Raw genomic sequence first — 25,825 nt, 5'->3', positions numbered from 1 at the left:
TGTCACCTTCGTGATGTTGTCATCTGGTTCGCCCGGGCACCGCCTGGCCGCCGTGCTCGGCGACGAGGGCGAGGAGCGCCGCGTCCGACAGCGGCCCGTCGGAATGCTGTGCCATCTCGACGAGGCGGTCGAGACAGCCGGGGTCTTCGGGAAGGCCGTGGGAGCGCAGCCAGTTCCGCAGGTTCCAGCGGCCGCTGACCGGCCCGACCACGACCTGCTGGGACCGTCCGAGGTCCGCGGCGGGGACGGCCGAGTAGACGAGGCCCGCGGTGCGGTCGTCCGGGGCCTTGCTGATGGCGGCGGCGTGCACTCCGGTGCCGGTGCGGAAGGCGTCGTGGCCGATGACGGGGTCGTCGTCCCGGATCGGGCGGCCGAAGACCTCCGCGGCCCTCGCGCAGTACGCGGCCAGGGTGGTGAGGTCGCGCGGGGCGTGCCGCAGGTGGAGGTTGAGCAGGATCTGCTCCATGGCGGTGTTGCCGCAGCGTTCGCCGATGCCGAGCGCGGTGCCGTGCACGCGGTCGGCGCCCGCCTCGAGCGCCGCGAGGCTGTTGGCCAGGGCCAGGCCCCGGTCGTTGTGGCCGTGCCAGTCGAGCGGAGTCCCGGTGAAGCCGTGCCGGTCGATCAGCTCGGTCCGCAGCCAGGAGACCAGACGGGCGGTGCCTTCCGGCGTCGCGTGGCCCACGGTGTCGGCGGCGCACAGCCGGGTGGCGCCCTCGTCGAGCGCGGTCCGGTAGAGGGCCGCGAGCAGCTCGGGCCGCGACCGGGTGGTGTCCTCGGTGACCAGGCAGACCGGAAGGCCCTGGGCGACGGCGAAACGCACGGAGGCGGCGACCTCCGCGGTGACCCGCTCGACCGACCATCCCTCGGCGTGCAGCCGCACCGGGCTCGCGCCGATGAAGGCCATCACCTCGATCGGCACGCCCGTCGCCGCGGAGATCTCGGCGATCGGCCTGATGTCCTCCTCCACGGTGCGGGCCGCGCAGTTGAGTGCGATCGGGAGCCCCTCCCGCGCGACGGCCCCCGCCAGGGCCAGAACGGCGCCGTAGGCCACCGGGCCGGACCCGGGCATGCCGATGTCGGCTGCGTCGATCCCCAGCCCGGCCATGAGGCGGAGCAACTCGACGCGCTCCTCGACCGGCGGCTGCCGGACCGAGGGGCTCTGCAGGCCGTCTCGGAGTGACTCGTCACTGACCTGGACGGAATGGAGCGGGCGGGGCGTTGACCAGTCATGAACGAGAGGGACGTCCGGTGCGTTCACCATGGAAATGTTCACCGACCTCAGCTGTAGTTATACGATCACTAATGTCCTACGTTATTCATATTGTTCCGGCCGGACTTTAGGAATGTGCATCAATGGACATTGACAGCGAAGAGCACGGTCCTGCCCGCGACGATTTCCGCGCACCGCGTCTGATCCGCACCCTCCTCCTGTGCTGGAAGGAGGCGCGTCCCACCGTCCAGGTCATGTGCGTGCTGCGCGTCGTCGCCGGCTCGGCGCTGGCCAGGACCCCGATGACCCTCCACGGAGCCACCAGGGTCTCGACTGGGGTGGGTTCCTGGGTCGCCGCGAGCATCGCGGTCTACGTGTTCAACGGCACCCGCGACCTGGTGGAAGACCGGGCGAACGGCTCCATGAGGCCGGTGGCCAGCGGTGCTCTCCCGGTGCGCGCGGCCGAGGCGCTCGTGCTCTGCTGCACTCTCGTGGCGCTCGCCGTGCCGATGGTCGTGGAGCCTTTCCTGCTCGGTCCCGTCACGGTCCTGCTGGTACTGGGATATTTCTATTCCGCGAGGCCGGTGACCCTCAAGAAGAGCGTCGCGGGGGCGTTCGTCTTCGGATTCTGTTTCTCTTTCTGCGCGTTCCTCGTGGGCTGGCTGACACTGCAACGCTCCTGGCCGTCGGCGGCGGCCTGGACCTGCATGGTCGCCCTCGGCGTGTGGACCGGCCTGATCGGGCAGACCAAGGACCTCGGCGACCGTGAGGGCGACCTGCTAGCGGGCCGGCGCACCCTGCCGATCCTGCTGACCGAGCGGGGCGCGCAGAGCCTGCTGGCGGCGGCGGCCCTCGCGCTCGGCTTCGTCACCGTCGGCTGGGCGCTGTGGCGGGCTCCCGCGGTCCTGCCCGCGGCGCTGGTGCTCCTCGTGGGCGGTGCCGCAGTGGCCGCGACGAGCCTCGGCGCCGATCCGGAGGGCGGGCGTGCCGTCCGTCGCCGCCCTTACCGGATCTTCATGGCTACGCAGTACCTGGCGGCGGGTGTGATCATAGTTCTATGAGCCACGAGAGCGCGGCCGAGTACCTGGAGTCCTGCAAGAAGGAGATCGTCGCCTCCGCTCTCGACGAGGCGCGGCGCCGCGGCAACCGGGTCGCCCTCGACCCGGGGGCCCGCCGACTGTTCACCGAGCACATCGTGACCTGCATCGACGGTGTCTGCGCCGAGCTGAGGGGCGAGCCCGGCGCCGGCGCCGACCGGGAGAACGCCCTCAGCAGATCCATCGGCAGGCTGCGCGCGGCCGAAGGCCTCGGCCTGGACGAGTCCAAGGCGGCGAGCCTCATCTTCTTCGAGGTGGCGACCGGGATCCTTCTGGCCCGGCTGGAGGACAGGGAACGCTGGCCGATTCTGGTCGCACCCGTGCTCTCCGCCCTCAACCGCACCGTCGTCGAGCGCATCATGACCGCGACCGCCGGATACCTCGACTATCTGATCAGCGGAATCCAGACCACGCACGTCGAGGAGCGGCTGCGGGTCTCCCGCGAGATCCACGACAGGGTGGCCAGCTGGGTGAGCGCCTCCCATCGCGGCCTCGAGCTGTACGCGCTGTCGGGCTGCGGTGGCCGGACCGACGGCGCGGAACGGCTCCAGGCGGCCAGGTCGGCCTTCACCGAGAGCCTGACGGCGCTCGAGGAGATCAGCGGCGACCTGGTGCTGCCCCGTGACGAGGATTCCCTCCACGCCTTGGTCAACCATTATCTGGAGGTGCTCGGGCCGATCCGTCCCACGGTCACGGCCGTCCTGCATGGGGACGAGTCGGCGATCCCGTACCGGATCAGGGCCGAGCTGTTCCTCATCATCCGCGAGGCCCTGCGCAACGCGCTGCGCCATGCCGGGGCGACGGCGGTGACGATCGAGGTCGGCGCGCATCCGGACACGGTCGTGTGTTCGATCACCGATGACGGCTCGGGCTTCCGGCCGGATACGGTGGAGTCCTCCACCGGCAGGACCGGCCTGCTGTCGATGCGGGAACGTGCCCACAGCGTCGGCGGGGACCTCGCGGTGGACTCGCGACCGGGCGGGGGAACACGCATCCTGGTCTCGGCTCCCTTGAGCACGGGCATGGCCGACTGAACCGAGGGGGACGATGGCGGGGGATCGCGGGGACCTGGCCGGGGCCCTGGAACGGGGCAGGACCCGTTTCCTCGACGACTGCGTACGGGCCACGTTCACCATCGGCGATCCCGATCTGGTGCGCGCGTTCGTCGGGACGGTTCTCGACAACGTGCTGGCGGGCCTCCGCGGCGAGCCCGGTTCGCCGCCGGGCCCCGAAGGCTTCAAGGTCCATCCGGAGGACTCCTTCCAGATCGCGGTCAGGCTGTTCGATGTGATCTCCCCGACCGTCCTCGAGGTCCTGGTGTCCTCCGGTGCGTCGGCGGAGCGCAGCGCCGACGTGCTGGCCGGGATCCACGCCGACCTGGTGAACCGTGCGATGGCGATGTCCTCCCTCTACATCGACTACCTGCGGGTGCGGGCGGAGACCGCCGACCGTGACGAGCGCTTCCGGATCGCCCGCGACCTGGAGGGCCGGCTCGTACCCGGGCTGTGGGACGCCCTCGCCGACCTTGAACGGTTCGAGCGGGACGCCGATCCCGCGGGCCTCCAGGCCTCGATCGAAGGGCTCGCCGGCACGCTCGAGACCATCAGGGACGTCAACGTCGAACTGCGGCGCCGGCTGTCGGGGGCGTCACTCGAAGCGGCGCTGCGGGAGAACACCCCGGTGCTCGGCGCCGGTGGGGTCGAGGCCCGCCTGTCGGTGACCGGCGACGAGAGCCTGCTCAGCCAGGACATCCGGGACATGCTGCTGATGACGCTGAGCGAGGCCGCCGGGGCACTGGTGCGGTACGGGCGTACGTCGGCGGTCGAACTGCAGGTCAGAGTCGGCCCGCGCGAGGTCAGGTGCCTGCTGGGCGGCAGCGTCGCCTGGGGGGACGCCTCGTCGGCCACGCCCCTGGGCCTCGCGGTCGTCTCGCTGCGCGAGCGGCTGGAACTGCTCGGCGGCCAGATGGTGTGGGAGCCGCGCGCCGACGGCGGCAACCAGGTGCGCCTCACGGTCCCCCTGCCCTATGCCACCAAAGCACCATCGGCGGCACGACACTGAGAAGAACGGTGATCACGGTCCGCTCCGGGCGGTTGTCCGGGAGCCAATGATTTGGTCAAATACAACATGCTTCCGGACGGGCGGCGATGGGGGCGGGCCGTGGCGGACACGGATGACAAGACGATCAGTATCGTGCTGGCCGACGATCACACCCTGCTGCGCGGGGTGCTCGCGGACGCGCTGGAGGCGGAGTCCGGCTTCGTCGTCGTCGCGCAGGTCGGCAGCGGCGAGGCGGCGGTGGCGGCCGTGGCCGCCCAGCGGCCCCATCTGGTCCTCCTCGATCTCGAGATGCCGGGCCAGAGCGCGCTGACCACCCTCCAGCGGATCCGCGAGGAGAGCCCCGCCACCCATGTCCTGATCCTGAGTGCTCATGACGAGCAGTCTCAGGTGCGGGAGCTGCTGGGGGAGGGGGTCAGCGGCTACCTCCACAAAAGCGTCAGCCGGGCCACGCTGGTGGCCACGATCAGGGCGCTGGGCGAGCCGGAACCGCAGGTCACGGTCGCGGTGACCCGGCAGAGCCTGGCCGCCCCACAGCAGCGGCCGCCCGCGCCGCTCTCCGACCGGGAGCAGCAGGTGCTCGGCTTCGTGGCGTCCGCGCTGAGCAACCGGCAGATCGCCAGCCGGCTGGGGATCGCCGAGGGGACCGTGAAGCGCCACATGCAGAACATCTTCGAGAAGCTCGGTGCCGTGTCCCGGATCGACGCGGTCAACAAGGCGCTCGCGGTGGGTCTCATCGACCACGATGTCACTTAGGGAACACCGATCGGGGCCCACTTAGGTGCACTGATCAAGAACCGGGGCGCCCGCTTAACCTCGAGATCACAGCGAACGCTACCGGAGAGACTCCCCATGCTGAGCGAGCAGATTCGGATCGATCTTCTGGGAACGCTGGAGGTGGGCTTCACCTCCAGGATGACGACGGGCCGCCGCTCGGTGATCACCGCGGCGAAGCTGCGGCAGATGCTGGCGATGCTGGCGGCGAACACCAACACCATGGTCAGCATGGAGCAGCTGATCGACGAGCTGTGGCCGTGCAGTCCGCCCAGCTCGGTCAAGACCATCGTGCAGACCTACGTCTACCAGGTGCGCAAGCTCTTCAGGGAGGCGCCGAGGTCGGCGAACGGCACGACCCTGCTGGTCACCCGTCCGGGCGGCTACCTGCTGACGGTGCCGCGCGACAACGTCGACGTCTTCAGGTTCCAGCATCTGCTGGGACGTGGCCTGACCGCGTTGCGCCTGGGCCGGCCCGACCACGCGTCGGAGCTGCTTCGCGAGGCCCTCGCGCTCTGGCGGGGCCCGGCCCTGGCGGACGTCACCGCGGGGCCGCATCTCCAGGGACTCTCGGTGTACCTGGAGGAACAGCGCCTCGAGGCGGTCTCCGCACGGATCGAGGCGGACCTCGCCACCGACAGGTGCGGTGAGCTCGTCGGCGAGCTGCGGCGCCTGGTCGCCGACCACCCGCTGAACGAGTCCTTCCACATCCGTCTCATGCAGGCCCTGCACCGGTCAGGACGTCGCGGTGACGCCCTGACCGTCTACCACCGGCTCCGCGCGGTCCTCGACCGTGATCTCGGGATCGGACCCTCCGCCGAGGCCAGGGAGGTCCAGCAGGAGATCCTCAGGAGCGGCTGAACGTCCGGTACCCCGGCGGCCCGGGCGGGGCCGTCAGGGGATGGACGCCTCGATCACGTGGAGCAGCGGCCTGACGGGAGAGACCCGGTCGAGCCGCAGCCCCGCCCGTTCGACGAGCCGCGTGACGCCCTTCATCGTGTGCCTCCTGCCGTTGGTGTTGAGCAGGAACAGCAGGTCGATCCCCGTGGCGTACCTGATCTCGGGGCTGTCGTCGACGAGGTTGGTCACGACGAGGACCCGTCCGCCGGAGCGGCCCGCCCGCCCGGCGTTGCGCAGCGCGGTGACGGTGAGTTCGTCGTCCCATTCGAGGATGCTCTTGAACAGGTAGACGTCGGCCTCGACGGGGATCTCCTCCAGGCAGTCGCCCGCGAGCACGCTGGAGCGCGAGGCGAGGGCGCCACCGGAGCGCAGCCGCGGGTCGGGGTCGGCGATCGCCGCGGGAAGGTCGACCAGAAACCCTCTCAGGTGCGGGTTGCGCTCCAGCAGGACGGACAGGTTGTGGCCCCGGCCGCCGCCGACGTCGGCGACCGTCGTGACGTCGCTCAGGTCCAGCGCCTCGGCGATCGCGGCGGAGGTGATCCGGCTCAGCTCGGTCTGGGAGCGGTTGAACACCTCTGTCGACTCCGGCCACTCCCGGTGCAGGTGCGTGAAGAAGGACGCGCCGTACCTGTCCTCGAACAGGCCCTGCCCGCCGTCGCGGACCGCCCGCTCGAGAAGCGGCCACAGCTCCCATGTCCACGGCTCGGTGACCCAGAGGACCCAGTTCCTGAGGCTCTGGGGATGGTCCTCGCGCAGCAGCGCCGAGACGGGAGTGTGCGCCACTCCGGCGGCCGTCCCGGCGAACACGCCGTAGCACGCGAGGTTGCGCAGCAGGCGTTCGAGGAGGGCCGGCTCGACCTTGAGGGTCAGGGCCAGCCGGTCGACGGGCACAGGAGCGTCACCGAGCTCGTCGGCGAGGCCGATCCTGATGGCGGCCCGCAGGGCGGCGGGGGCCGCGGCCGCGAGCGCGAGTTCGCGCAGCGAGGTCACCGGGGCGATCAGTTCGTCGCCGGAGGGGGAGGTGTCGGTGAATGGGATCATCTCTCCTGCTTCACGGGGGGAGTGCGCGGGTCTTCGGAGGGCTCGAGAGGAGGCTGCAGCGCGGCGTTCCCGAGCAGGGCGAGCCCGGCGAACAGATGCCGGGCCGCCGAGCGCGCCGCCCGCGCGGCCGCCCGGCCGACGCGGCGCCGGCGCGCGGTGGACCTCTGTGGCGGCATCGGGTCAGCCGTCGGCGGCATGGCCGGCGACGGCCGCGATCTGGTCGTTGACCAGTACGAGCAACTCGACCGGGGTCCGGACCTCGGTGAGGCGCTCGTCGGAGATGACGACGCCGTGGTCGCGCTTCAGCCTGGCCGCGGTCTCCATGAGGGCGAGGGAGTCGTAGCCGAGTTCCTCGAACGAGGACTCCCGGATGTCGCCGCGCAGGGCGTCGACGTCATCGCCTCCGGCGCAGTCGATCAGGATGCCGCGCAGGGCGTCGATGTCCATGGTCTGGGTCATGTCAGTTTTCCTTCCTGTGGTTGCGGATGACGATGGCCGAGTTGAAACCCCAGCGGCCGCGGGCCAGGACCAGCGCGGTGTCCACCGCGGCCGGGCGAGGCTCGCCGAGCACGAGATCGATGCCGTAGCCGGCGGGGACGTCGCCGGTGGCGAAGGTCGGGGGTATGACCTGCTCCTGGACGCTCATGAGCGCCGAGACGACGTCGAGGACGCCGCCACCGGACAGCAGCCGTCCGGTCAGCGCCTTGGGAGCGGTGACCGGCACGCCTCGCTCACCGAAGATCTCGCGCAGAGCCCCGGCCTCGAAGCGGTCGAGTTCGGGCACGCCCGCCGCGTCGGCGAAGACGACGTCCACGTCGGCGGGGCCGATCCCGGCGTCCGCGAGCGCGGACTCGGCGGCCCGCCGCAGGCCCGGTGGGCGTCCGCTGTCCGGTGCGGGGTCGAACGTGGCGGCGTATCCGGCGATCTCGCCGTAGATCTGGGCGCCACGGGCGTGCGCGGCGGCGGGGTCCTCGACCACGCAGATGCCGCCGCCCTCGCCGGGCAGGTAGCCGGCCGCCCGCACGTCGAAGGGCCGGTAGGCGGTGGTGGGGTCGGGATCGGTGCTCACCAGGCCGCTGGCCAGGTGCGAGGCCCAGCCCCACGGGTCGAACGCCGAGTCGACGCCGCCGCTCAGCACCAGCGGAACGCCGGAGCGCACGATGCGCCGCGCGTGGCCGAGGGCGTCCAGGCCGCCCGCCTGGTCGGCGACCAGGGCGGTCGAGGGGCCGCGCATGCCGTGCCTGATCGAGATCTGGCCCGTGTTCACCGCATAGAACCAGGCGAAGGACTCGTAGACGCTGATGTGCTCGGGGCCGAGGCTCCACAGCTTCTTGAACTCCCGGTGGGTGAACTCGAACCCGCCGGAGGCGTTGGCCGTGACGATTCCCATGTCGTAGTCGGGTACGGCGGTGGTGTCGACCGAGGCGTCCTCGAGGGCGCTCTGTGCGGCGATCATGGCGAGCCGGGTGGAGACGTCCGTCTGGGGCAGGAGGCGTCCGGGCAGGAGGGCGGCCGGATCGACGCCGTTCACGAGCCCGGCGAGCCGGGCGGGGTATCCGGACGCGTCGAACCGGTCGAGGTCGGCGATACCGCTGCGGCCCGACAGCGTCGCGGCCCAGAACTCCTTGACCCCGATGCCGTTGGGCGCGACGACACCGAGCCCGGTGATCACGCTCATGAGCATGCCGACCAGGGCCGGGTGAGGACCATCGCGCTCTGGAAGCCGCCGAAGCCGCTGCCGACCGTCAGGACCGTGTCGGTGTGGTGCTCGCGAGCCGTGTTGGGAACGTAGTCGAGGTCGCACTCGGGATCGGAGGTGCGCAGGTTCGCCGTCGGGGGGACGGCGTGGTTCTCCATCGCCATGAGCGACGCGGCGATCTCCACCGAGCCGATGGCGCCCAGCGAGTGGCCGACCATCGACTTGATCGAGCTCACCGGCGTCTTGTAGGCGCACGCGCCGAGGCTGCGTTTGAACGCGGCGGTCTCGTGCCGGTCGTTCTGCTTGGTGCCCGACCCGTGGGCGTTGATGTAGTCGACGTCGGAGGGGTTCAGCCGAGCCTGGCCGAGGGCCACCCGGATCGCCTCGGCCATCTCCCTGCCATCGGTCTTCAGGCCGGTCATGTGGTAGGCGTTGCACCGGGTCGCGAAGCCGCCGACCTCGGCGTAGATGTGCGCTCCCCGGTTCGTCGCCGAGGTCAGCTCCTCGAGGACGAACACGGCCGCCCCCTCGGCCAGCACGAAGCCGTTGCGGGTGCCGTCGAAGGGCCGGGAGGCATGGGCGGGGTCGTCGTTGTAGGTGGTCGTCGCCTTGATCGCGTCGAAGCAGGCCACCACGATCGGGGTGATCGGGGTGTCGGTGGCACCCGAGATCATGATGTCGGCGCTGCCTTCCCGGATCAACGCGGCCGCGTGGCCGACGGCGTCGAGCCCCGAGGTGCATCCGTCCGAGATCATGGCGACGGGTCCTTCGGCTCCGACCGCCCAGGCGATCTCCGCGGGCATGATGCTGGGGACCATGTGGTCGAACATGTGCGGGGACAGATGGTCGACCGACATCTCCCATCGCCGGCCCGAGTCCGACAGCACCAGGTACTCGCGCTCGAGGCTGGTCGCCGCGGCGACCGCGCTGCCCAGGCTCACCCCCACGCGGTGAGGTGATCCCGCCGCGAGGTCGATGCCGCTGTCGGAGACCGCTTCCCTGGCGCAGACCACGGCGAACTGCGTCGCCCGGTCCATCCGCCGGATCTCCCGCGGGCTGAGGCCTTCGGCGGCGGCGTCGAAGTCCACCTCCGCGGCCACCTGCGATCGGTAGGGGGCGGGGTCGAAGAAGGAGATGCGCCTGGTCGAGGTCCGTCCTGACGACAGCAGATCCCAGAACTGTTTCCTGCCCAGGGCTCCCGGCGCCCGGACTCCCATTCCGGTGATGACGACCCGACGATTCACGATGCACCTCCGGCATATTCCTGCCAATTCATCGGCGGCCTCCGCACTCGAGTGTTCGGACGGTTCTCTTCGTCTCCGGAAGCTATTCGCGGCGGCTCAACTCCCACTCAACGGTCGCTCTGGCGGGACTCGCCGCCAGTCCATGACGACATGGTCGTGCGGTCCGCCGAGGTGTCGCAGCAGCCGGAGGACGCCGTCCTCCAGCGAGATCTCACGGATCTGCTCGGTGTTCACCACCCGGGCGTGGGACCCGATGAGGACCTGGTGGACGACGACGCCGTCCCGGACCTGCCAGCGTCCGGAATAGCCGAGGTAGTCGTCGGCTGAGCCCAGGTAGGCCTGGGGCGGGGAGCCGTCCTCCGCCGGCGGCGCGGTGCGCATCAGGCTCGCCGCCATGTACCCGTCCTCGTGGTAGATGAGCAGGCCGTCGGCCCGCTCGCCCATCGGCCCTTCGCTGGTCGATCCGTCGTCTTCCAGATAGAAGTGGGCCACCAGCCGCCATGTTCCGGCGAGGTCCTTCTCGGTAGGCATCCGCGCTCCCGGGTCCGTGATCGGTCTCCGGGAACTGTGGCGCCGCCGGCTCAACGCGCACTCGAGCGGCCGCCCGGCACGCGGCCGTCCGTGCCTAAGGTGTGCCCGCTTCCGGCATCCAGAGGAGTTCCGCATGATCGTCGTCACCGCGCCCACGGGCGCCATCGGCCGCCAGGTCCTCGACCGCCTACTCAGCGCGGGCCGAACCGTCAGGGTGATCGCCCGTGACCCGTCCCGGCTTCCCGGCGGGACCCGCGAGCGCGCCGAGGTCGTGCCCGGTTCCCATGGGGACCCCGCCGTCGTCGACCGTGCCTTCGAGGGGGCCGACGCGGTCTTCTGGCTGGTCCCGCCGGATCCGCGCGCCGCCGATCCCGACGACGCCTACTCGGGTTTCTCCCGTCCCGCCTGCGACGCGCTCGTCCGCCACGGCGTCGGCCACGTGGTCGGGATCTCCGCCCTCGGCCGCGGCTTCGCGGGGAGGGCGGGCCTGGTCACGGCGTCGCTGGCGATGGACGACCTGATGGCCGGCACGGGCGTGCCCCACCGGGCCCTGACGATGCCGGCGTTCATGGAGAACATGCTCACCCACGCCGGGTCGATCAGGGAGCGCGGCGTGTTCTCCTCGCCCGTCGCCCCCGGGCTCGCGCTGCCCGTCGTCGCGACCCGGGACATCGCGGCCGTCGCCGTCCGGTGGCTGCTCGACCGTTCCTGGCGGGGCCGGGCCGATGTTCCCGTTCTCGGCCCCGAGGACCTCTCCTTCGACGCCGTCGCCCGGATCACCGCCGAGGTGGCGGGAGTCCCGGTGCGCTATGAGCAGGTTCCGGCGGGGGAGTTCGCGGCCGCGATGGCGGGGGCGGGGATGTCGGAGGCGATGGCGCGCGGCACCGCGGAGATGCTGTCGGCCAAGAACGAGGGCCTGGACACCCTGGAGCCGCGCACCGCTCGGTCGGCCACACCGACCTCCTATCGCACCTGGTGCGAGGAGGTGCTCAAGCCCGTGCTCCTGGCCTGAGCCCGCCCACCGGGCTGGGGTTTCAGCGGCGGTTGAGAGGGCTTCTAGGCCGCCCTCCTAGCTTCGGATCATGATCGTGCACACACTCATCTACCGGTTCTCTCCGGAGGCCGGCGAGGAAAAGGTACGGGCCTTCTTCGACGGCCTCCGCGACATCACGATCGGTTCCGGTCTCGTGTCGGGCTTCGGCTGGGGACCCCATCTTCTGTTCCCCGTCGACGAACGGTCCAGGGGAATGACGGCGACGCACATCGCGCAGTTCTCCTGCGCGGACGTCGCGACCCTGCGGAAGTTCTCCGAAACGCCGGCCGTGCATGAGTTCATCGGGAAATGGCGTGGAGAACTGGATTACGAGTGCGCTTACGCCAATCACGAGGAGCTGCTGCCGTCGGGCGGCGGAAGGGTGAACGCCATGTTCCACACCGAGCACACCGTGACCGTCGAGGCACCGGCGGACGTCGTCTACGCCGTGCTGGAGGACATCGAGGGCTACGCCGACCTGTTCCCGCCCACCGAGTCCTCGACGATGCTCGAGCAGACCGACGCCTACCAGATCGCACGGCTCGTGGTCGACGTCAGCGGGCAGATCCAGAGCTGGGTCACCCGCCGCGATCTCTATCCCGAGCGCCGCACCATCGCCTACCGGCAGCTGGAGAACGCCGCGATGATCGAGTTCATGGGCGGTGAATGGCGGGCGCTCCCGCTCGGTGACCGGCGCACCCAGCTCGTCATCACCCATGACTTCGCCGCGCGTCCCACCGAGGCCGTTCCGTCCCAGGAGCAGGCCACCGAACTGCTGCGGGCCGCGGTGGACCGCAACAGCCACGCCGACCTCGACGCGGTGCGGGCGGAGTCGGAGAAGCGGGCGAAAACGGTCGGGAGCCCCGCGTGAGCCGACGGCTGATCGATCTCAGCGTGCCGGTCCTCGACGGCCCGAGTGAGGCGACGCCGGTCGAGATCTCCGTCATCGACCACAAGGCGGCGCCCGCCGCCCTGGGTCTCACGCCGGCTGATTTCCCCGAAGGCGAGGCGATCACCAATGAGACGATCACCCTCACCACGCACACCGGCACCCACATGGACGCGCCGCTGCACTACGGCGAGCTCAGCGGCGGAAAGGCCGCGGCCGCCATCGACGGTGTCCCGCTGGAGTGGTGCCTGGCCCCCGGTGTCCGGCTCGATCTGCGCCATGTCCCGCCCGGTGCCGGAATCGCCGCCGCCGACGTCGAGGACGCCCTGGCGAAGATCCCCCATGAGCTCCGGGCGGGCGACATCGCCCTGATCTGGACGGGAGCGGACCGGCTCTGGGGGACCGAGGCCTACCGGACCGAGCATCCGGGGATGACCAGGGAGTCCACGGCCTACCTCGTCGAGCGCGGTGTGAAGGTCGTCGGCATCGACGCCTGGGGCTTCGACAGGCCGTTCGCCTCGATGCTCGGTGACTACCGCGAGCACGGCGACAACGCCGTGCTGTGGCCCGCGCACCTGTACGGCCGTGAACGCCCCTACTGCCAGCTGGAGAAGCTCGCGAACCTCGACGCGCTGCCGGCGGCGACCGGATTCACCGTGGCCTGCTTCCCCGTCCGGCTCGCAGGGCTGGGCGCGGGCTGGACCAGGGTCGTGGCGATCGTCGAGGAGCCGGGACCGGAGGGCGGCTGAGGCCCGGTCCGGCCCGCCGGGCGGCCTTCAGCCGCCGGTGGGCCGGATCCCCGACGCCCACAGCCGGTCGGCGTCACCCGCCGCGAGCCTGCCCCGATAGACGTCGATCTTGTGGTCGATGAGTCTCAGGTTCTCCTGAAGCTCAGCGATCTTGGCGGTCACGTCGGCGCTGTGGGCCTCCATGAGGGCCAGCCGCTCCTCCTCGTTGCCGTGGCCCTCGGCCACGAGACGCGCGTAGCGCTGGATGGTCCTGATCGGCATGCCGGTGGCCCGCAACTTGGTGCAGACCGAGATCCAGTCCAGGTCCACCTGGTGATAGCGCCGACGGCCCCCGTTCGTGCGGCCGACACCGGTGATGACGAGGCCGGCGCGTTCGTAGTAGCGGAGCGTGTGGACGCTGAGCCCGGTGCGGCGGGCGGCCTCGGCGATGCTCACGCCGATCTCGCCCTCGGCGGGAGCGGGCTTCCTCGGCTGCTGCGGATTGACTTCGAGCACGCTCTAAAAACTAGCATCGTGACCAATCACCAGATGGGATTCCCATGACCGAACTCAGCTCACGCCAGAGATCGCTGGTGCTGGCCATCTGCTGCGCCAGCATGATCGTCGTGGTGATGGACATATCCATCGTCAACACCGCGCTGCCGACGATCCACCGCTCACTGGACGCCTCGGTGACCGGTCTGCAGTGGACGGTCGACGCCTACACCCTGGTCCTCGCCAGCTTCCTGCTGCTGGCCGGGTCCACCGCCGACAGGGTGGGGCGCAAGCGCGTCTTCCAGATCGGCCTCGTCGCGTTCGGCCTCGGTTCGCTCCTGTGCGGGCTGGCCTCGAACACCGAATGGCTGATCGCGGCCCGTGCGATCCAGGCGGTCGGTGGGACCATGCTCAACCCCGTGGCGATGGCGATCATCGCCACGACGTTCACCGTCCCGGCCGAGAGGGCCAAGGCCATCGGCGTGTTCGGCTCGATGTCGGGCCTGTCGCTGGCGCTCGGGCCGATCCTCGGCGGCGCCCTCGTCGACGCCTTCGGCTGGCGGTCCATCTTCTGGATCAACGTGCCGATCGTGATCATCGCGGCCGTCCTGACCACCTTGTACGTACCCGAGTCCCGGGCGCCGAGGGCACGCCGGTTCGACCCGGTGGGGCAGCTCCTCGTGGTGCTCGTGCTGGGCGGTGTCGTCTATGCGATCATCGAGGCCAACAGGTACGGCTGGACCTCGCCGGAGATCCTTGTTCTTCTCGCCGTCGCGGCGCTGTCGGCGGCGGTCCTCATCGCCTACGAGAGCCGCAGGACCGATCCGCTGCTGGAGCTGCGGCTGTTCCGCAGCGTGCCGTTCAGCTCGGCGATCCTCATGGCGCTGTTCGCGCTGTGCGCCTTCGGAGCGTTCCTGTTCGTGACGACGCTGTACCTGCAGAACGTGCGCGGCATGTCGGCGTTGCAGGCCGGGCTGAGCCTCCTTCCGGTCGGCGCGCTGATCGCCCTGCTCTCGCCGTACACCGGAAAGCTCGTCGGCGCCCGCGGTCCCCGGCTGCCGCTGGTGGTCTCGGGTACCGCACTGGCCGCGGGCGGTGTCCTGTCGCTCCTGATCGAGCCGGCCACTCCGCTGGTGCTCGTGCTCGCGATCTACCTCCTCTTCGGGGTGTTCCAGGGCACGATCAATCCGCCGATCACCAACACGGCCGTCTCGGGCATGCCCCGCTCGATGGCGGGCGTCGCGACCTCGCTGGCCTCCGCCGGCAGGCAGACCGGGACCACCCTGGGCGTCGCGATCGCCGGAGCGATCGTGGGCTCGGTCAGCGGAGGGACCGCCTTCACCGACTCCGAACGGGGCGTGTGGTGGATGGTGGCCGGACTCGGCGCCGGCATTCTGCTGCTGGGGCTGATCAGCACCGGAGCCTGGGCCAAGGGCACCGCGGCCCGTGCCGCGGAGCTGTTCGAGGAGGTCGACCGGGGGGCGCCCGCCCCGGACCCGGGCCGGGGGACCCAGGTCGCGGGGGAGCGCCGCTGACCCGAAGAGAAGGTCCGCCGCCCGGTGGCCGTCCGTGGGGACGGTCAGCGGGCGGCGGGCTTCGCGCCGTTGGAGCCGGAGGCCGCCCGATCGCCCGGCGGGCGCAGCGGGCGCAGCGCGGCCTCGGTGCGGACCAGCTCGTCGAGCATGGCCGCCGCGGCCCGCTCCAGCTCCTCGTCGGCGTGGAACAGGCCGTCGCTGATGAAGCGGGGATGCCAGGCGATGTTCACGCCCTCGACCACGGGCAGCATGCGCAGGGTCGTCACGACCTGCTTCAGCTGCTGCACGGCCCGCGTACCGGCCGAGACGCCGCCATAGGAGACGAATCCGACCGGCTTGTGGTGCCATTCGGCGTGAAGGTAGTCGATCGCGTTCTTGACGGCCGCCGGATAGCCGAAGTTGTATTCCGGAGTCACGAACACGACCGCGTCGGCGGCCTCGACGCGTGCGCTCCACTCCCTGGTGTGCTGCCGTGTGTACTGCCGCAGCCGGGGGAGGGCGGGCTCGTCGAGCAGCGGCAGATCCAGCTCGGCGAGGTCGGCCACGGTGGTGTCGAAACCGCCGTGGTCCCGCGCCCGCCCGGTGAACCACTCCGCGATGGACGCCCCGGCGCGCCCCGGCCTCGTCGAGCCGATGACGATCATCAGCCGGGGCGTCACAGGACCTTCGCCCGCTCGTTGGCCGGAGCGTCGATGATCTCGCGTCGGATGCGCTCGACGATCGCCATGTACTCCTTCTGCTCCCGCACGCCGACGCCGCAGTAGCTCAGGGTGGCGGCGATCTCGAGCGCCACCACGTCGTAGTCGTGCTCGCTCATCTCCATGTCGACGTGGGCGTGGTGCATGTCGCGGCCCGGGTAGCAGCGGGGTCCGCCGGTCTCCTCGACCGACCACGCCGTGACCATGAACTTGAACCCCGGACGCCCGTTGCGTTCGTGCATCTTCGCCACGTAAGGGTTCTGGTTGGCCGAGACGTTGTCGAAGAGCCGGTCGGTGAGCACGTCCATCACCGCGGCGATACCGAAGATCCCACCGAGGCGCTCGTAGAGGGACGGGCCCTCCGCGGGCTCCCCGGCGGCCGTCCTCTGGGCGATCGTTTCCGTCATGACGTTTCTCCTCACAGTGTCGTTCGCGTGATGCGTTCGGTCCGGCCCCGGGCGCACCTAGGTACCGATGTGCGGGCGGAGCAGGGTCTCGTCGGCCGGGCCGAGCCGGTCGGCCGCCAGCTTCGCCTGATGCCAGTAGGGGTAGAGCAGGGCGGGAGCGCTCAGCGCGGTCAGCCGGTCGAGCTCGCCCGAGGTCAGCACGAGGTCGGCGGCGCCGAGGTTCTCGGCGAGCTGGCCGTCGGTCCTGGCGCCGATGACCAGAGAGGTCACGGCGGGCCGGGACAGCAGCCAGGCCAGCGCCACCTGGGCGGGTGAGGCGCCGCGTTCCTCCGCGATTCCGGCCAGCGCGTCGACGACGTCGTAGAGCAGCGCCTCGTCGCGCACCGGGGGTTCGTTCCACCCCGCGAAACGCCGGGTCCCCTCCGGAGGCGCCTCGCCCCGCCGGTACTTGCCGGACAGCAGGCCGCCGGCCAGGGGGCTCCACACCAGGACCCCGACCCCCTGGTCGACGGCCGCGGGCACCAGTTCGTACTCGGCCTCGCGGGCCTGGAGCGAATAGTAGATCTGCTGGCTGACGAACCGCGCCAGACCGCATCTGTCGGACGTCGCCAGGGCCTTCATCAGGTGCCAGCCCGAGTAGTTCGAGCAGCCCACGTAGCGGATCTTGCCGGCGCGGACCAGATCGTCCAGCGCCGAGAGGGTCTCCTCGAGCGGCGTCGCTCCGTCCCAGGCGTGCACCTGGTAGAGGTCGATGTGGTCGGTTCCCAGCCGGCGCAGGCTCGCCTCGCACGCCGCGATCAGGTGATACCGCGACAGCCCGGCGTCGTTCGGTCCCGCACCGGTGGGCATCCGGGCCTTCGTGGCGACGAGTGCGCGGTTCCAGCGTCCCTTCAGGGCCTGACCGACGATCTCCTCGGAGGCGCCGCCGGAGTAGGCGTCGGCGGTGTCGACCAGATTGACGCCCGCGTCCAGGGCCCGATCGACCTGGCGGGTGGCGTCGGCGACGTCGGTGGTGCCGACCTTGGCGAAGACGCCTCGTCCGCCGAAGGTCAGCGCTCCGAGCGTCAGCACGGAGACCCTGAGTCCCGACCTGCCCAGCCGGCGGTACTCCATGGCGGCCGTCCTTTCTACCGGCAGGCGTCGCGCCAGGCCAGCATCTCGGTGAGTGTCGTGAAGTCGTAGCCCGCGTCGGTGGGCTTGAGCTCGGTGACGTGCAGGGTGACGCCCTCGGAGAGCAGGGAGTCGGCCGCGGGCGCGGTGGTCCAGTTGGTGGCCCGTTCGATCAGCCCGTCATCGCGGCCCGCCGCCGCGGCGTGCTGTTTGACGAGATCGTTCTTGCGGCGGAAGGTCTCCAGGTCGAGACCGCTGTGCCAGATGTGGGCGTGCCGGCCGACGAGGGGCAGCGTCCGCTGCTCCCCGGCCCCGCCGATGAGGATCGGAATCCGCCGGAGGGGCGGCGGCGTCAGGTTCTCCAGCCGGTGCTCGATCCGGGCGACGCCCTCGGCGAACAGATCCATGCGGGCGCGTAGCGTCCCGTAGTCGTAGCCGTAGACCCGGTAGTCCTTCTCGTACCAGCCCGCCCCCACACCGAGGACCAGCCGCCCGCCGCTGATGTGGTCGACGGTGCGGGCCATGTCGGCGAGGAGGTCGGGGTTGCGGTAGCCGATCCCGGTGACCAGGACGCCGATCTCGGCACGCTTCGTGATCTCCGCCCAGGACGCCAGGGACGTCCATGCCTCGAAGTTGGCGACGTCGGGCTGCACCGGTTCGATCGCGATCCCGGTGGCGGTGCGGCGTACGGCGGGCCGGTGGAAGTGGTCGTAGCCGAAGACGAGATCGGCCCCGAGCTCCTCGGCCCGCAGCACCGCCGCACGCCAGGTCGGATAGTCGCGCACGCCTCCCGGCCAGATGTGCGCGCCGACCCGGACGGTCCGGGTCATGAGGTCTTCGTCGCCGACAGGATGCCGTGGACGACGAAGGTGCCGGGCAGGAGCCTCGCGGGGTCCTGGGTCACGGTGTTCGTGACGGTGAACCCGCACTCCTCGAGCAGTTCGCGGTAGGCCGACATCTTCTGCGGTCCGCCCTGGCCCATGGTGCAGCCGAGGAAGAAGGCGGGGAAGAAGTCGACGTCGACGGCGGCGGACTCCCTGGTGTTCTCCGGGTAGACGGGCACCAGGATGTTGACCTGGCCGCCGTGGTCCAGCGACCGGTGGACGCTCCGCAGGATCCGCCGCACCTCGTCCTTATCCCACATGTCCAGGAAATGCTTGATCAGCACGATGTCGTGCCCCGCGGGGACGCCCTCGAAGACGTCGCCGCCGACGAAGCCGCACCGCCCCTCGAGATCGTGGGCGCGGAAGTTCTCCAGCGCCTCCTTCTCCTTCTCCGGTAGGTCGAAGGTGGTAACGTGGAGCCCCGGAGATCCCTTCAGCCTGTGGGTGAGGATCGCGCCGAGACCGGTGTTGCCGGCGACGTCGAGCACGCGCGCCCCGGCGGGGACGGTGATGTTGTCGAAGAACCAGGGGTCGATGTGGGCGGTGACGTTGTCCATGAGGGTCGCCCAGGACTCCCGCAGGTCCTTGTGCTCGGCCACCGCGTCGTAGAGGGTTCCGCCCTGGAAGCCGTAGAGCTTCTCCAGGCCGACGAGCGTGCCGGTCAGCACGCTCTCGGTCAGGTAGAACACCTGCCGGACCATGGTGACCTTGATCATGTTCATCAGGGTGAGGACCCGCTGGACGTCGGCCTCGGGGACCTCCGCGAGCGCGTCGAGGGAGTAGCGGCCGGTGGCCTCGTCCTGGGCGACGAAGCCCTCCTTGACCGGCAGGAGCAGGAGCTGTTCCACGGCGTTCGAGGTGGCGCCGACCGCCGTACCGAGCTCGGCGGCGGTCTGGCCTCCGCGCTGCCGGAGCGCGTCGATCAGGCCGAGCTCGAAACAGCTCAGCAGGTTCATGAACCGCGCTGGTCCCACCATGAAGTCGGTGAACCGGTTGAGCGTGGCTGTTGCGGACATGCGCGCTGATCCCTTCCAGGGTCGCCCGAGAGGCTGTGGGCCGGTGATGGCGCTGGAGCGCGGGGCCGCGCCCCAGCGGGGCGTCGGTCAGGACGCGGAGGGTGACTCGGGCGCCCCGGCCGCGCGGAACGGCGGGCCGAGGTGCTCCACCCGGAACCGGTCGGGCGGTGCCTCACCGGCGCGGAGCGCGGCGAAGACGTCCTCCAGACCGCCCGGGGTGGAGACGGTGAGCCCGGAGGCGGGCTCGGGGCCGGCGTTGGAGAAGGCGTGCGGGGTGTTGCGGGGCATCCACGCCAGCTGGCGCGGACCCAGGACATGGCGTTCGCCCTTCACCTGGAACGCCACCTGCCCGGACAGCACGTAGAACGCCTCGTCGAAATCGTGCTGGTGCAGCCCCGGCCCTTCCTGCCAGGGTTCCAGCGCCCATTCGAGAAGGCTGAACGCACCGGCGGTGTCGCGGCCGAGGAGTTTGAACGCGGTCGTGAATCCCTGACCGCCCTGGGAATTCGGCCGGGCCTCCGAGGGCTCCAGCACGAAGGGTTCTGATCGTCCCATGATGACCTCATCAGGATTGGCGATGGTCTCTTCCGCGGAGTGGTCGTGAACGCTCGGCTCCGAGAGTGGCACCGTCCGATAGAGCGGTGCTCAAGCGCGGATCGTCTCGGCGGTGACGTGGTCGGCCGCCTCCTGCGCCCGCTCGCGGACGCCGGCGAGGTCGTGGTCGAGCAGCCGGCCGTCCTGCTTCACGATCCGGCCCGCCACCAGGACGGTGTCGACGTTGCCGGGGTGCGCGGCGCTGACCACGGCACCGATCGGGTCGTGCGCGCTCGCGAGGTTGACGTCGGTGGCGCGCAGGAGCACCACGTCGGCCTGCTTGCCGATCTTGAACGAACCGATCCGGTCGCCCAGGCCGAGCGCGACGGCACCGTCCAGCGTGGCCATCTTCAGCAGGTCGGCGGGGGTGAAGTGCGGGCCGGGGACCAGGTAGCTGGTCAGCAGTCCCGCCCGGATGACCGAGAACATGTCGCCGCCGACGGTGGTGACGACGTCCACGCCGAGGCCGGTGGTCACTCCGGCGGTGCGGAGCCTGCCGATCAGCGGGCCGCCGTGGCCGAGCCTGGCCTCGACGGCCGGGGTGATGGACACCGCGCCGCCCGAGTCGCCGATCATCGACAGCTCGTCGTCGGCGAGGGAGTTGCCGTGCACGTAGAGGATGTCCGGGCGGAGCAGTCCGTTGTCGCGCAGCAGCTCGATCGGCCGCTCGTTGACCGGGCCGCTGGCCACATGGGTGACCAGGGGCAGACCCAGCTCGTCGGCCAGACGCCAGTCCGCGGTGATGGCGTCGATCTTCTGGTTCGACGGCCCGAGCGAGGCGGCGGCCATGGTCAGCAGCGGGGTGTCCGCGCCGAACAGCGCGTGGGCCCTGCGGACGGCCGCGGTGTCCTGCGGGGTGAGCAGATAGCCGAAGACCGCTCGGATCCCGACGTCGCGCAGGCCGTCCAGGGCCGCCTCGGCGTAGTCGAAGTCCGACTCACCGGCGACGTAGCCGTCGGCGGTGATCCGGTCCGCGCGGGCGTAGGCGAAGTCCTGGACGGTCGTGATGCCGGCGTCCAGGCACTCCAGTGCGCCCAGCAGGTTGGCCGCACGCACGTCGGCCGGCCGGAACCGCGGCCCGAGCTGCTGGCGGACCAGGTTGAAGTAGTCGGGCAGGTCCATGTCCACCGCGATGGAGCGCAGCACGGCCTGCCAGACGTGGCGGTGGGTGTCCACGAAGCCGGGCATGACGATGCGGTCGGTCGCGTCCAGCACGGGCGTTCCGGCGGGCGAGGGCAGGTCCGGGCCGAGTGCGGCGATGCGGCCATTCTCGATCAGGACGTCGCAGTTGTGGTGCGCGACCGGTGCCGGTTCGGTATCGATGACCAATCCGTTGCGCAGGAGCAGGGAATTCACTGGAAAACCTCCGGACATCGCTGGATTGAATTTTCCCGAAGCTATCACGGAGATCTGTGCGGCGATAGATTTTCATCCCTTTGATCGGGCCATTAGTGCGGCTTTAGTGACGCTCTAATCGAGGGCGTCATCATTGGTCCTGAATTCCATTCCGAGATATGGACGTCATTCACGCGGGCCCGAGAACCCACACGATCGAGGAAGCCACGATGACCGTAGACACCACCGCTCCGGACGCCGAAGCCGGGCACGCCGCGAACGAGGCGCTGGCGGAGATCCTCTTCTCCCCTGAGGGCCTGGCCGATCCCCATTCGCGGTACCACCGGCTCCGCGAGGCCGTCCCCGTGCACCGCAGCACCCTGGGGACCTGGGTGCTCACCCGCTACGACGACGTCGACGAGTTCCTGCGCAGCAAGGAGGTCAACAAGGACATCTACACCTTCATGGCGGGCCGCTTCAGCGGCGAGTGGGAACAGCATCGGGCCCTGAGCAAGCTGGCCTCGAACATGCTCTGGACCAACCCGCCGGACCACTCCCGGCTGCGGCGGATCGTGAACCGCGCCTTCACCCCCAGGCGCGTGCTGGAGCACAGGGCCTACATCGAGAGCCGGTTCGACGAGCTCATAGCCCCCCTCGCCGAGGCGGGCGGCGGCGACGTGTGCAACGACGTCTGCTTTCCCCTCGCCCTGAGCGTCATGGCCCATCTCGTCGGAGTCCCGCAGGAGGAGGCGCCACGGCTGCGCGACAAGATCCGGGACTTCCAGCGCGTCTTCGAGGTGGGGATGACCGCCTCGGAGCTCCACACCGCCGATCAGGCCGCGCTCTACCTCGACGACTACTTCGGCGACCTCGTGCGGCAGCGGCAGGCCGAACGGAAGGACGACCTGCTCTCGGCGCTGATCGACGCCGTCGACGACGAGGGCGGCCGCCTGGACTTCAACGAGCTCGTCCAGATGTGCCACATGATCATCGCGGCGGGCAGCGAGACGACCACCTTCTTCATGACCAACGGGCTCCAGCTGTTCACCGAGAATCCCGACCAGGCGGCCCTGCTGCGCGACGACCCCGGCCTGCTCGGGCAGGCCGTCACCGAGGTGCTGCGTTACGCGCCGTCGGCGCACATGATCCCCCGGACGACGACGGCTCCCGTCCGGCTCGGGAACGTCGAGATCCCCGCGGGCGCGCGGGTCATGGTCCTGATCGCGGCGGCGAACCGCGATCCCGAGCACTTCCCCGACCCGGACCGGTTCGACATCACCCGCACCGGTGGCTCGCCGATGGCCTACGGGCTGGGAATCCACTTCTGCCTCGGCTGGCGGCTGGCCAACCTCCAGGCCGAGATCGTCTTCGCGGCGATGCTCAACCGGTTCACCGGCCTCGAGATCACCGAGCCGGTGCGACCCCGGACCCGGGTGGCGTTCCCGCAGATCGAGGCCCTCCACCTGAGGTTCCGTCCGGCGGGTGAGGAGCGATGACCAAGCCCACGACGGCGTCGAGGACGACCGTGCGGTTCCTGTCCGGGGAGTACCTCGCGGAAATGGAGAGCCTGTCGTCGGCGAACCAGCCTCCCATCCCGCACGTGAACGTGCGGGTGCAGTTCCACGCGACGGACACCCCCGAGGGAACGGTCGACTACCACCTCGTGATCGAGAAGGGGATCATCGTGGGCGCGGGCCGCGGCCGGATCGCCGGCGCGGACCTCGCCATCACCGCCGCCTACCGGGACCTGGTCGACTTCCAGGCCGGTGAGCTGCACGCCGCGACGGCCTTCGTCAGCGGGCAGTTCGCGGTGACCGGGGACAAGGCGAAGCTGCTCGAGCTGATGATCGTCTTTCAGTCCGGCCACTATCACCGGTTCGGCGCCGATCTGTGGGCGAGGACGACATGGTGACGCACACGATCCTCTTCGCCTTCCCCGACGAGATGTCCGAAGCCGACCGCGCGGAGTTCTTCCGCGAGGGGACCGCCATGGCCCTGGACTCGGGACTGGTCGAGTCCTACGAGCACCGGCCGGGCATCCCGCTGTCGACCGAGGTCGCGCCGGTCTTCGTCCCCTCCGCGATGGCGCGGATCAGGTACGCCGACGTCGAGTCCCTGCGGGAGTACCTGAGGCATCCGCCGGTGGCCGAGTTCGTGCGGCGCTGGCGCCGCAGATTCCCCTACCAGGCGGTCTCGGTGAACACCGAGGACTGACCCGCCCCGCCCGATATCCGCCCGACATCCGCCCCCGACCGACCGGAGCGACCGACCATGCCGGTGAACCCCCATGCCCTGGCCCATCGCGATCCCCGCTTCGCCGACCAGCGCTGGCTGCTCGACCTCGTGATCGAGCTCCTGGGCCCGGAGTGGGACCAGGACCGTCTGCACTACCTCTCCGCCCCGGTCAGCGCCGACCACAAGGGCGCGATCCTCGGGCTGCGGAACTCGATCCGCAAGCTCGACGACTTCACGCGCGAGATGGTCCGGCTGGCCCGCCACTTCGAGCGCCGCGGCGACGGGAAGCGCCGCTCGGGGCATGCCGTCTCCGCCGGCGACGACCACTTCACCGCCGCGATCCTCTACGGCGGCGCCCAGTGGCCCATCTTCGCCAACACCGAGCTCAACGTGGTCCTCGAGCAGAAGAAGACCGACTGCTACAGCGCCTACACCGAGAGCGCCGACCACCATGTCGAGCCCGTCGAGATCCCCTACGGGAGCAGGACGCTCGCGGGCTGGCTCCATCTGCCCGCGGGAACGGCCGGAGGACCGGGAGACCTGCCCTGCGTGGTGATGCTGTCCGGGATGGACGGCTTCAAGGAGATGAACGTCTTCGCCGCCGCCGACCGGTACCTGCGCAGGGGGATGGCCGTGCTCTCCTTCGACGGTCCCGGCCAGGGCACCTCACTGGTGCGGGAGATCTGGTACGACCCGGACGACTACGGCAGGGTCGGCACCGCCGCCTACGCCCTCGTCGCCGACCGTCCGGAGATCGACCCGTCGAGGATCATGCTCTGCGGGGTGAGCCAGGGATCGTTCTGGGCGACCCAGATGGCCGCCGCGGAGCCGCGCTACAGCGCCTGCGCGGTGATGTTCACCTGCTTCGATCCGGGCAACGTCACCATGCTCACCACCCACTCACCGACCTTCCGGCAGCGCTTCATGTACATGACCGGGACGTCGAGCGTCGCCGAGCTCGAGGCGAAGCTGTCGAGCATGACCGTCGCGGGGCTCGGCGAGCGGATCACGATGCCCTACCTGGTGGTCATGGGGGAGGACGATCCGCTCTGCGACCCGGCCGACACCTACGACCATCTCAACAAGGTTCCCGGACCCAAGGAACTGCTGTTCTACACCGGGGAGCACCACGCGCCGGTGACCCGCACCTCGGGCAGGCTCGGCCCCGCGGTCTTCCCCGCCGTCGCCGACTGGCTAGCCGACCGGGCGGCGGGCGCGCCCCTCGCCTCCCGGCACACGACCGTCGACCTCCTCGGCCGCAGCCACGTCGAGCCCTGGGGCGACGAGCGCCGCTACACCTACGGCGCGCCGCTGGACCCGCGGACGCTGTTCAAGGACGGACCCGAGACGGGGCTCGCGTGAAGGCCGCGGTCCTGCGCTCCCTCGGGGAACCGCCCCGCTTCGAGGACGTTCCCGAGCCGGTACCGGGAGAGGGCTGGGAGCCGGTGCGCGTCACCGCGTGCCCGCTGACCAACCTCGACCGGGTCCTCGCCGCGGGCACGCACTTCGCCTTGCCGCGCGAGCTTCCCGCGATCTGCGGTTCCCTGGCCGCCGGGGAACGCGCGGACGGCGCCCCCGTGCTCTTCCGCTCGCCCGGCGGGACGATGGCCGAACGGGCGCTGACGCGTCCCGAGCTGTGCACCCCGATCCCGGAGGGAGTGGATCCCGACCTGGTCGCGGCGGTCCAGAACCCCGGCGTCTCGACCTGGGCGGCGCTGGAGTGGCGGGCGGGGCTCTCACCCGGGGAACGCGTGCTGGTGCTCGGCGCGACCGGGGTCGCCGGCCGGATCGCCGTCCAGCTGGCCAGGCGCCTCGGCGCGGGCCGCGTCGTGGCGGCCGGACGCGATCCCGGCGTCCTCGCGTCGCTGCCCGCCCTCGGCGCCGACGCGACGATCCGTCTGGACCGGCCGGGCGCGGAGCTGCGCGAGGCCTTCCGCGCCGAAGGCCCCTTCGACGTGGTCCTGGACTATCTGTGGGGGCCTCCCACCGAGGCCTTCATCAGCACCCTCGGCCACACCGACATGCGGCTGCGCTCCTCGCGCGTCCGCTTGGTCCAGATCGGGACGATGGCGGGAGCGGAGGTGGCCCTTCCCGCGGAGATCCTGCGCAGCAGCGGCCTGGAGGTCGTCGGATTCGGCACGGGCAACGCCCCGCCCGCCGGGGAACTCGCCCGCTGCCTGTCCGGGCTGACGGCCCTGCTTGCCGAGGGCGCGCTGGACGTCCCGGTCGGCCGCGTCCCCCTGTCGCGGGTCGAAGAGGTCTGGAACCTCGACCAGAAGGGTGTTCGCACGCTCCTGATCCCCTGACGACGA

General features: G+C 70.6%; 29 protein-coding genes. 14 read left to right on the top strand and 15 right to left on the bottom strand.

Going from position 1 to position 25,825, the window contains the following annotated elements; genetic code table 11:
• Positions 1–19: 19 nt before the first annotated feature.
• The gene (locus tag ABD785_RS00415; protein ID WP_344821074.1) at positions 20–1,261 is read right to left on the bottom strand and encodes a LeuA family protein; all 1,242 of its coding nucleotides are present in this window, start codon (positions 1,259–1,261) and stop codon (positions 20–22) included.
• Between the two features lie 92 nt (positions 1,262–1,353).
• Here ABD785_RS00415 and ABD785_RS00410 point away from each other — a divergent pair, with 92 nt between their 5' ends.
• From ABD785_RS00410 to ABD785_RS00390, 5 genes are all read left to right on the top strand, one after another.
• Positions 1,354–2,271 (top strand): UbiA family prenyltransferase, encoded by a 918-nt coding sequence (locus ABD785_RS00410; protein ID WP_344821073.1) that lies wholly within the window; start codon positions 1,354–1,356, stop codon positions 2,269–2,271.
• Positions 2,268–3,341: a sensor histidine kinase gene (locus tag ABD785_RS00405; protein WP_344821072.1), complete on the top strand. Its 1,074-nt coding sequence runs from the start codon at positions 2,268–2,270 to the stop codon at positions 3,339–3,341. Before ABD785_RS00410 ends, ABD785_RS00405 begins: the two co-directional genes overlap by 4 nt.
• A gap of 13 nt (positions 3,342–3,354) precedes the next feature.
• Complete coding sequence (locus tag ABD785_RS00400) at positions 3,355–4,368, top strand: sensor histidine kinase (RefSeq protein WP_344821071.1); 1,014 nt, start codon at positions 3,355–3,357, stop codon at positions 4,366–4,368.
• A gap of 99 nt (positions 4,369–4,467) precedes the next feature.
• Entirely contained in the window at positions 4,468–5,121 is a 654-nt protein-coding gene (locus ABD785_RS00395; protein ID WP_344821070.1) for a response regulator, read from the top strand.
• Positions 5,122–5,217: 96 nt separating this feature from the next.
• The gene (locus ABD785_RS00390) at positions 5,218–6,000 is read left to right on the top strand and encodes an AfsR/SARP family transcriptional regulator (protein ID WP_344821069.1); all 783 of its coding nucleotides are present in this window, start codon (positions 5,218–5,220) and stop codon (positions 5,998–6,000) included.
• 33 nt (positions 6,001–6,033) lie between these two features.
• On the opposite strand, the gene ABD785_RS00385 is transcribed toward ABD785_RS00390, so the two are convergent.
• The 6 genes from ABD785_RS00385 to ABD785_RS00360 form a co-directional block, all read right to left on the bottom strand.
• A complete protein-coding gene (locus ABD785_RS00385) occupies positions 6,034–7,080 on the bottom strand; it encodes a methyltransferase (protein WP_344821068.1) in 1,047 nt (348 codons plus the stop codon).
• A complete protein-coding gene (locus ABD785_RS00380) occupies positions 7,077–7,256 on the bottom strand; it encodes a hypothetical protein (RefSeq protein ID WP_344821067.1) in 180 nt (59 codons plus the stop codon). Before ABD785_RS00380 ends, ABD785_RS00385 begins: the two co-directional genes overlap by 4 nt.
• A 4-nt stretch (positions 7,257–7,260) precedes the next feature.
• Complete coding sequence (locus tag ABD785_RS00375; RefSeq protein WP_344821066.1) at positions 7,261–7,539, bottom strand: acyl carrier protein; 279 nt, start codon at positions 7,537–7,539, stop codon at positions 7,261–7,263.
• 1 nt (position 7,540) lies between these two features.
• On the bottom strand, positions 7,541–8,758 hold the full coding sequence (locus ABD785_RS00370) for a ketosynthase chain-length factor (protein WP_344821065.1): 1,218 nt from the start codon (positions 8,756–8,758) through the stop codon (positions 7,541–7,543).
• Complete coding sequence (locus ABD785_RS00365) at positions 8,755–10,023, bottom strand: beta-ketoacyl-[acyl-carrier-protein] synthase family protein (protein ID WP_344821062.1); 1,269 nt, start codon at positions 10,021–10,023, stop codon at positions 8,755–8,757. Before ABD785_RS00365 ends, ABD785_RS00370 begins: the two co-directional genes overlap by 4 nt.
• Before the next feature lie 96 nt (positions 10,024–10,119).
• Positions 10,120–10,554, bottom strand: coding sequence for a lipocalin-like domain-containing protein (locus tag ABD785_RS00360; protein ID WP_344821060.1), 435 nt, complete (start codon positions 10,552–10,554; stop codon positions 10,120–10,122).
• Positions 10,555–10,687: 133 nt separating this feature from the next.
• Here ABD785_RS00360 and ABD785_RS00355 point away from each other — a divergent pair, with 133 nt between their 5' ends.
• The 3 genes from ABD785_RS00355 (at position 10,688) to ABD785_RS00345 (ending at position 13,225) form a co-directional block, all read left to right on the top strand.
• Positions 10,688–11,566, top strand: coding sequence for an NmrA family NAD(P)-binding protein (locus ABD785_RS00355; protein ID WP_344821059.1), 879 nt, complete (start codon positions 10,688–10,690; stop codon positions 11,564–11,566).
• Positions 11,567–11,636: 70 nt separating this feature from the next.
• Positions 11,637–12,458, top strand: a complete 822-nt coding sequence (locus tag ABD785_RS00350; RefSeq protein WP_344821058.1) for an aromatase/cyclase — start codon at positions 11,637–11,639, stop codon at positions 12,456–12,458.
• On the top strand, positions 12,455–13,225 hold the full coding sequence (locus ABD785_RS00345; protein WP_344821056.1) for a cyclase family protein: 771 nt from the start codon (positions 12,455–12,457) through the stop codon (positions 13,223–13,225). The genes ABD785_RS00350 and ABD785_RS00345 overlap by 4 nt, the downstream gene beginning before the upstream one ends.
• Positions 13,226–13,252: 27 nt before the next feature.
• Here ABD785_RS00345 and ABD785_RS00340 read toward each other — a convergent pair whose 3' ends face one another.
• Positions 13,253–13,720 carry a MerR family transcriptional regulator gene (locus ABD785_RS00340; protein WP_344821055.1) on the bottom strand — a complete coding sequence of 156 codons (468 nt, stop codon included), beginning with the start codon at positions 13,718–13,720 and terminating at the stop codon, positions 13,253–13,255.
• Between the two features lie 44 nt (positions 13,721–13,764).
• On the opposite strand from ABD785_RS00340, the gene ABD785_RS00335 reads away from it, so the two are divergent.
• A complete protein-coding gene (locus tag ABD785_RS00335; RefSeq protein ID WP_344821054.1) occupies positions 13,765–15,234 on the top strand; it encodes an MFS transporter in 1,470 nt (489 codons plus the stop codon).
• A gap of 44 nt (positions 15,235–15,278) precedes the next feature.
• Here ABD785_RS00335 and ABD785_RS00330 read toward each other — a convergent pair whose 3' ends face one another.
• The 7 genes from ABD785_RS00330 to ABD785_RS00300 form a co-directional block, all read right to left on the bottom strand.
• On the bottom strand, positions 15,279–15,893 hold the full coding sequence (locus ABD785_RS00330; protein WP_344821053.1) for an NADPH-dependent FMN reductase: 615 nt from the start codon (positions 15,891–15,893) through the stop codon (positions 15,279–15,281).
• Positions 15,890–16,339 (bottom strand): group I truncated hemoglobin, encoded by a 450-nt coding sequence (locus ABD785_RS00325; RefSeq protein ID WP_344821052.1) that lies wholly within the window; start codon positions 16,337–16,339, stop codon positions 15,890–15,892. The genes ABD785_RS00330 and ABD785_RS00325 overlap by 4 nt, the downstream gene beginning before the upstream one ends.
• Before the next feature lie 57 nt (positions 16,340–16,396).
• The gene (locus ABD785_RS00320; protein ID WP_344821051.1) at positions 16,397–17,452 is read right to left on the bottom strand and encodes an aldo/keto reductase; all 1,056 of its coding nucleotides are present in this window, start codon (positions 17,450–17,452) and stop codon (positions 16,397–16,399) included.
• 14 nt (positions 17,453–17,466) lie between these two features.
• The gene (locus tag ABD785_RS00315) at positions 17,467–18,279 is read right to left on the bottom strand and encodes an LLM class F420-dependent oxidoreductase (RefSeq protein ID WP_344821050.1); all 813 of its coding nucleotides are present in this window, start codon (positions 18,277–18,279) and stop codon (positions 17,467–17,469) included.
• The gene (locus tag ABD785_RS00310) at positions 18,276–19,349 is read right to left on the bottom strand and encodes a methyltransferase (RefSeq protein ID WP_344821049.1); all 1,074 of its coding nucleotides are present in this window, start codon (positions 19,347–19,349) and stop codon (positions 18,276–18,278) included. The genes ABD785_RS00315 and ABD785_RS00310 overlap by 4 nt, the downstream gene beginning before the upstream one ends.
• 87 nt (positions 19,350–19,436) lie before the next feature.
• Positions 19,437–19,904 (bottom strand): cupin domain-containing protein, encoded by a 468-nt coding sequence (locus ABD785_RS00305; RefSeq protein ID WP_344821048.1) that lies wholly within the window; start codon positions 19,902–19,904, stop codon positions 19,437–19,439.
• Positions 19,905–19,994: 90 nt separating this feature from the next.
• The gene (locus ABD785_RS00300; RefSeq protein WP_344821047.1) at positions 19,995–21,299 is read right to left on the bottom strand and encodes an amidohydrolase family protein; all 1,305 of its coding nucleotides are present in this window, start codon (positions 21,297–21,299) and stop codon (positions 19,995–19,997) included.
• 209 nt (positions 21,300–21,508) lie between these two features.
• Between ABD785_RS00300 and ABD785_RS00295 the strand changes: the two genes are divergently transcribed.
• From ABD785_RS00295 to ABD785_RS00275, 5 genes are read left to right on the top strand one after another with little or no spacing between them, the layout of a single operon-like run.
• Positions 21,509–22,774, top strand: coding sequence for a cytochrome P450 (locus ABD785_RS00295; RefSeq protein ID WP_344821046.1), 1,266 nt, complete (start codon positions 21,509–21,511; stop codon positions 22,772–22,774).
• Positions 22,771–23,190 carry an SCP2 sterol-binding domain-containing protein gene (locus ABD785_RS00290; RefSeq protein WP_344821045.1) on the top strand — a complete coding sequence of 140 codons (420 nt, stop codon included), beginning with the start codon at positions 22,771–22,773 and terminating at the stop codon, positions 23,188–23,190. The genes ABD785_RS00295 and ABD785_RS00290 overlap by 4 nt, the downstream gene beginning before the upstream one ends.
• Positions 23,184–23,492, top strand: coding sequence for an antibiotic biosynthesis monooxygenase family protein (locus ABD785_RS00285; protein WP_344821044.1), 309 nt, complete (start codon positions 23,184–23,186; stop codon positions 23,490–23,492). Before ABD785_RS00290 ends, ABD785_RS00285 begins: the two co-directional genes overlap by 7 nt.
• A gap of 57 nt (positions 23,493–23,549) precedes the next feature.
• Entirely contained in the window at positions 23,550–24,875 is a 1,326-nt protein-coding gene (locus tag ABD785_RS00280; RefSeq protein WP_344821043.1) for an alpha/beta hydrolase family protein, read from the top strand.
• The gene (locus ABD785_RS00275; RefSeq protein ID WP_344821042.1) at positions 24,872–25,819 is read left to right on the top strand and encodes a quinone oxidoreductase family protein; all 948 of its coding nucleotides are present in this window, start codon (positions 24,872–24,874) and stop codon (positions 25,817–25,819) included. Before ABD785_RS00280 ends, ABD785_RS00275 begins: the two co-directional genes overlap by 4 nt.
• The last annotated feature ends 6 nt before the right edge of the window (positions 25,820–25,825 follow it).

Source organism: Actinocorallia longicatena, from assembly GCF_039534125.1.
In the GTDB taxonomy this organism is placed as follows: Bacteria; Actinomycetota; Actinomycetes; order Streptosporangiales; family Streptosporangiaceae; genus Actinocorallia; species Actinocorallia longicatena.
Note: the sequence above shows the minus strand (reverse complement) of the source record. Positions and strands in the feature narration are given on the sequence as shown.

What these genes read in the sequence shown, in the direction of transcription:
- ABD785_RS00415 (WP_344821074.1), bottom strand. Translation starts at nt 1,261, where the DNA reads ATGGTGAACGCACCGGACGTCCCTCTCGTTCATGACTGGTCAACGCCC.
- ABD785_RS00410 (WP_344821073.1), top strand. Translation starts at nt 1,354, where the DNA reads ATGGACATTGACAGCGAAGAGCACGGTCCTGCCCGCGACGATTTCCGC.
- ABD785_RS00405 (WP_344821072.1), top strand. Translation starts at nt 2,268, where the DNA reads ATGAGCCACGAGAGCGCGGCCGAGTACCTGGAGTCCTGCAAGAAGGAG.
- ABD785_RS00400 (WP_344821071.1), top strand. Translation starts at nt 3,355, where the DNA reads ATGGCGGGGGATCGCGGGGACCTGGCCGGGGCCCTGGAACGGGGCAGG.
- ABD785_RS00390 (WP_344821069.1), top strand. Translation starts at nt 5,218, where the DNA reads ATGCTGAGCGAGCAGATTCGGATCGATCTTCTGGGAACGCTGGAGGTG.
- ABD785_RS00385 (WP_344821068.1), bottom strand. Translation starts at nt 7,080, where the DNA reads ATGATCCCATTCACCGACACCTCCCCCTCCGGCGACGAACTGATCGCC.
- ABD785_RS00380 (WP_344821067.1), bottom strand. Translation starts at nt 7,256, where the DNA reads ATGCCGCCACAGAGGTCCACCGCGCGCCGGCGCCGCGTCGGCCGGGCG.
- ABD785_RS00375 (WP_344821066.1), bottom strand. Translation starts at nt 7,539, where the DNA reads ATGACCCAGACCATGGACATCGACGCCCTGCGCGGCATCCTGATCGAC.
- ABD785_RS00370 (WP_344821065.1), bottom strand. Translation starts at nt 8,758, where the DNA reads ATGAGCGTGATCACCGGGCTCGGTGTCGTCGCGCCCAACGGCATCGGG.
- ABD785_RS00360 (WP_344821060.1), bottom strand. Translation starts at nt 10,554, where the DNA reads ATGCCTACCGAGAAGGACCTCGCCGGAACATGGCGGCTGGTGGCCCAC.
- ABD785_RS00355 (WP_344821059.1), top strand. Translation starts at nt 10,688, where the DNA reads ATGATCGTCGTCACCGCGCCCACGGGCGCCATCGGCCGCCAGGTCCTC.
- ABD785_RS00350 (WP_344821058.1), top strand. Translation starts at nt 11,637, where the DNA reads ATGATCGTGCACACACTCATCTACCGGTTCTCTCCGGAGGCCGGCGAG.
- ABD785_RS00335 (WP_344821054.1), top strand. Translation starts at nt 13,765, where the DNA reads ATGACCGAACTCAGCTCACGCCAGAGATCGCTGGTGCTGGCCATCTGC.
- ABD785_RS00325 (WP_344821052.1), bottom strand. Translation starts at nt 16,339, where the DNA reads ATGACGGAAACGATCGCCCAGAGGACGGCCGCCGGGGAGCCCGCGGAG.
- ABD785_RS00320 (WP_344821051.1), bottom strand. Translation starts at nt 17,452, where the DNA reads ATGGAGTACCGCCGGCTGGGCAGGTCGGGACTCAGGGTCTCCGTGCTG.
- ABD785_RS00315 (WP_344821050.1), bottom strand. Translation starts at nt 18,279, where the DNA reads ATGACCCGGACCGTCCGGGTCGGCGCGCACATCTGGCCGGGAGGCGTG.
- ABD785_RS00310 (WP_344821049.1), bottom strand. Translation starts at nt 19,349, where the DNA reads ATGTCCGCAACAGCCACGCTCAACCGGTTCACCGACTTCATGGTGGGA.
- ABD785_RS00305 (WP_344821048.1), bottom strand. Translation starts at nt 19,904, where the DNA reads ATGGGACGATCAGAACCCTTCGTGCTGGAGCCCTCGGAGGCCCGGCCG.
- ABD785_RS00295 (WP_344821046.1), top strand. Translation starts at nt 21,509, where the DNA reads ATGACCGTAGACACCACCGCTCCGGACGCCGAAGCCGGGCACGCCGCG.
- ABD785_RS00290 (WP_344821045.1), top strand. Translation starts at nt 22,771, where the DNA reads ATGACCAAGCCCACGACGGCGTCGAGGACGACCGTGCGGTTCCTGTCC.
- ABD785_RS00285 (WP_344821044.1), top strand. Translation starts at nt 23,184, where the DNA reads ATGGTGACGCACACGATCCTCTTCGCCTTCCCCGACGAGATGTCCGAA.
- ABD785_RS00280 (WP_344821043.1), top strand. Translation starts at nt 23,550, where the DNA reads ATGCCGGTGAACCCCCATGCCCTGGCCCATCGCGATCCCCGCTTCGCC.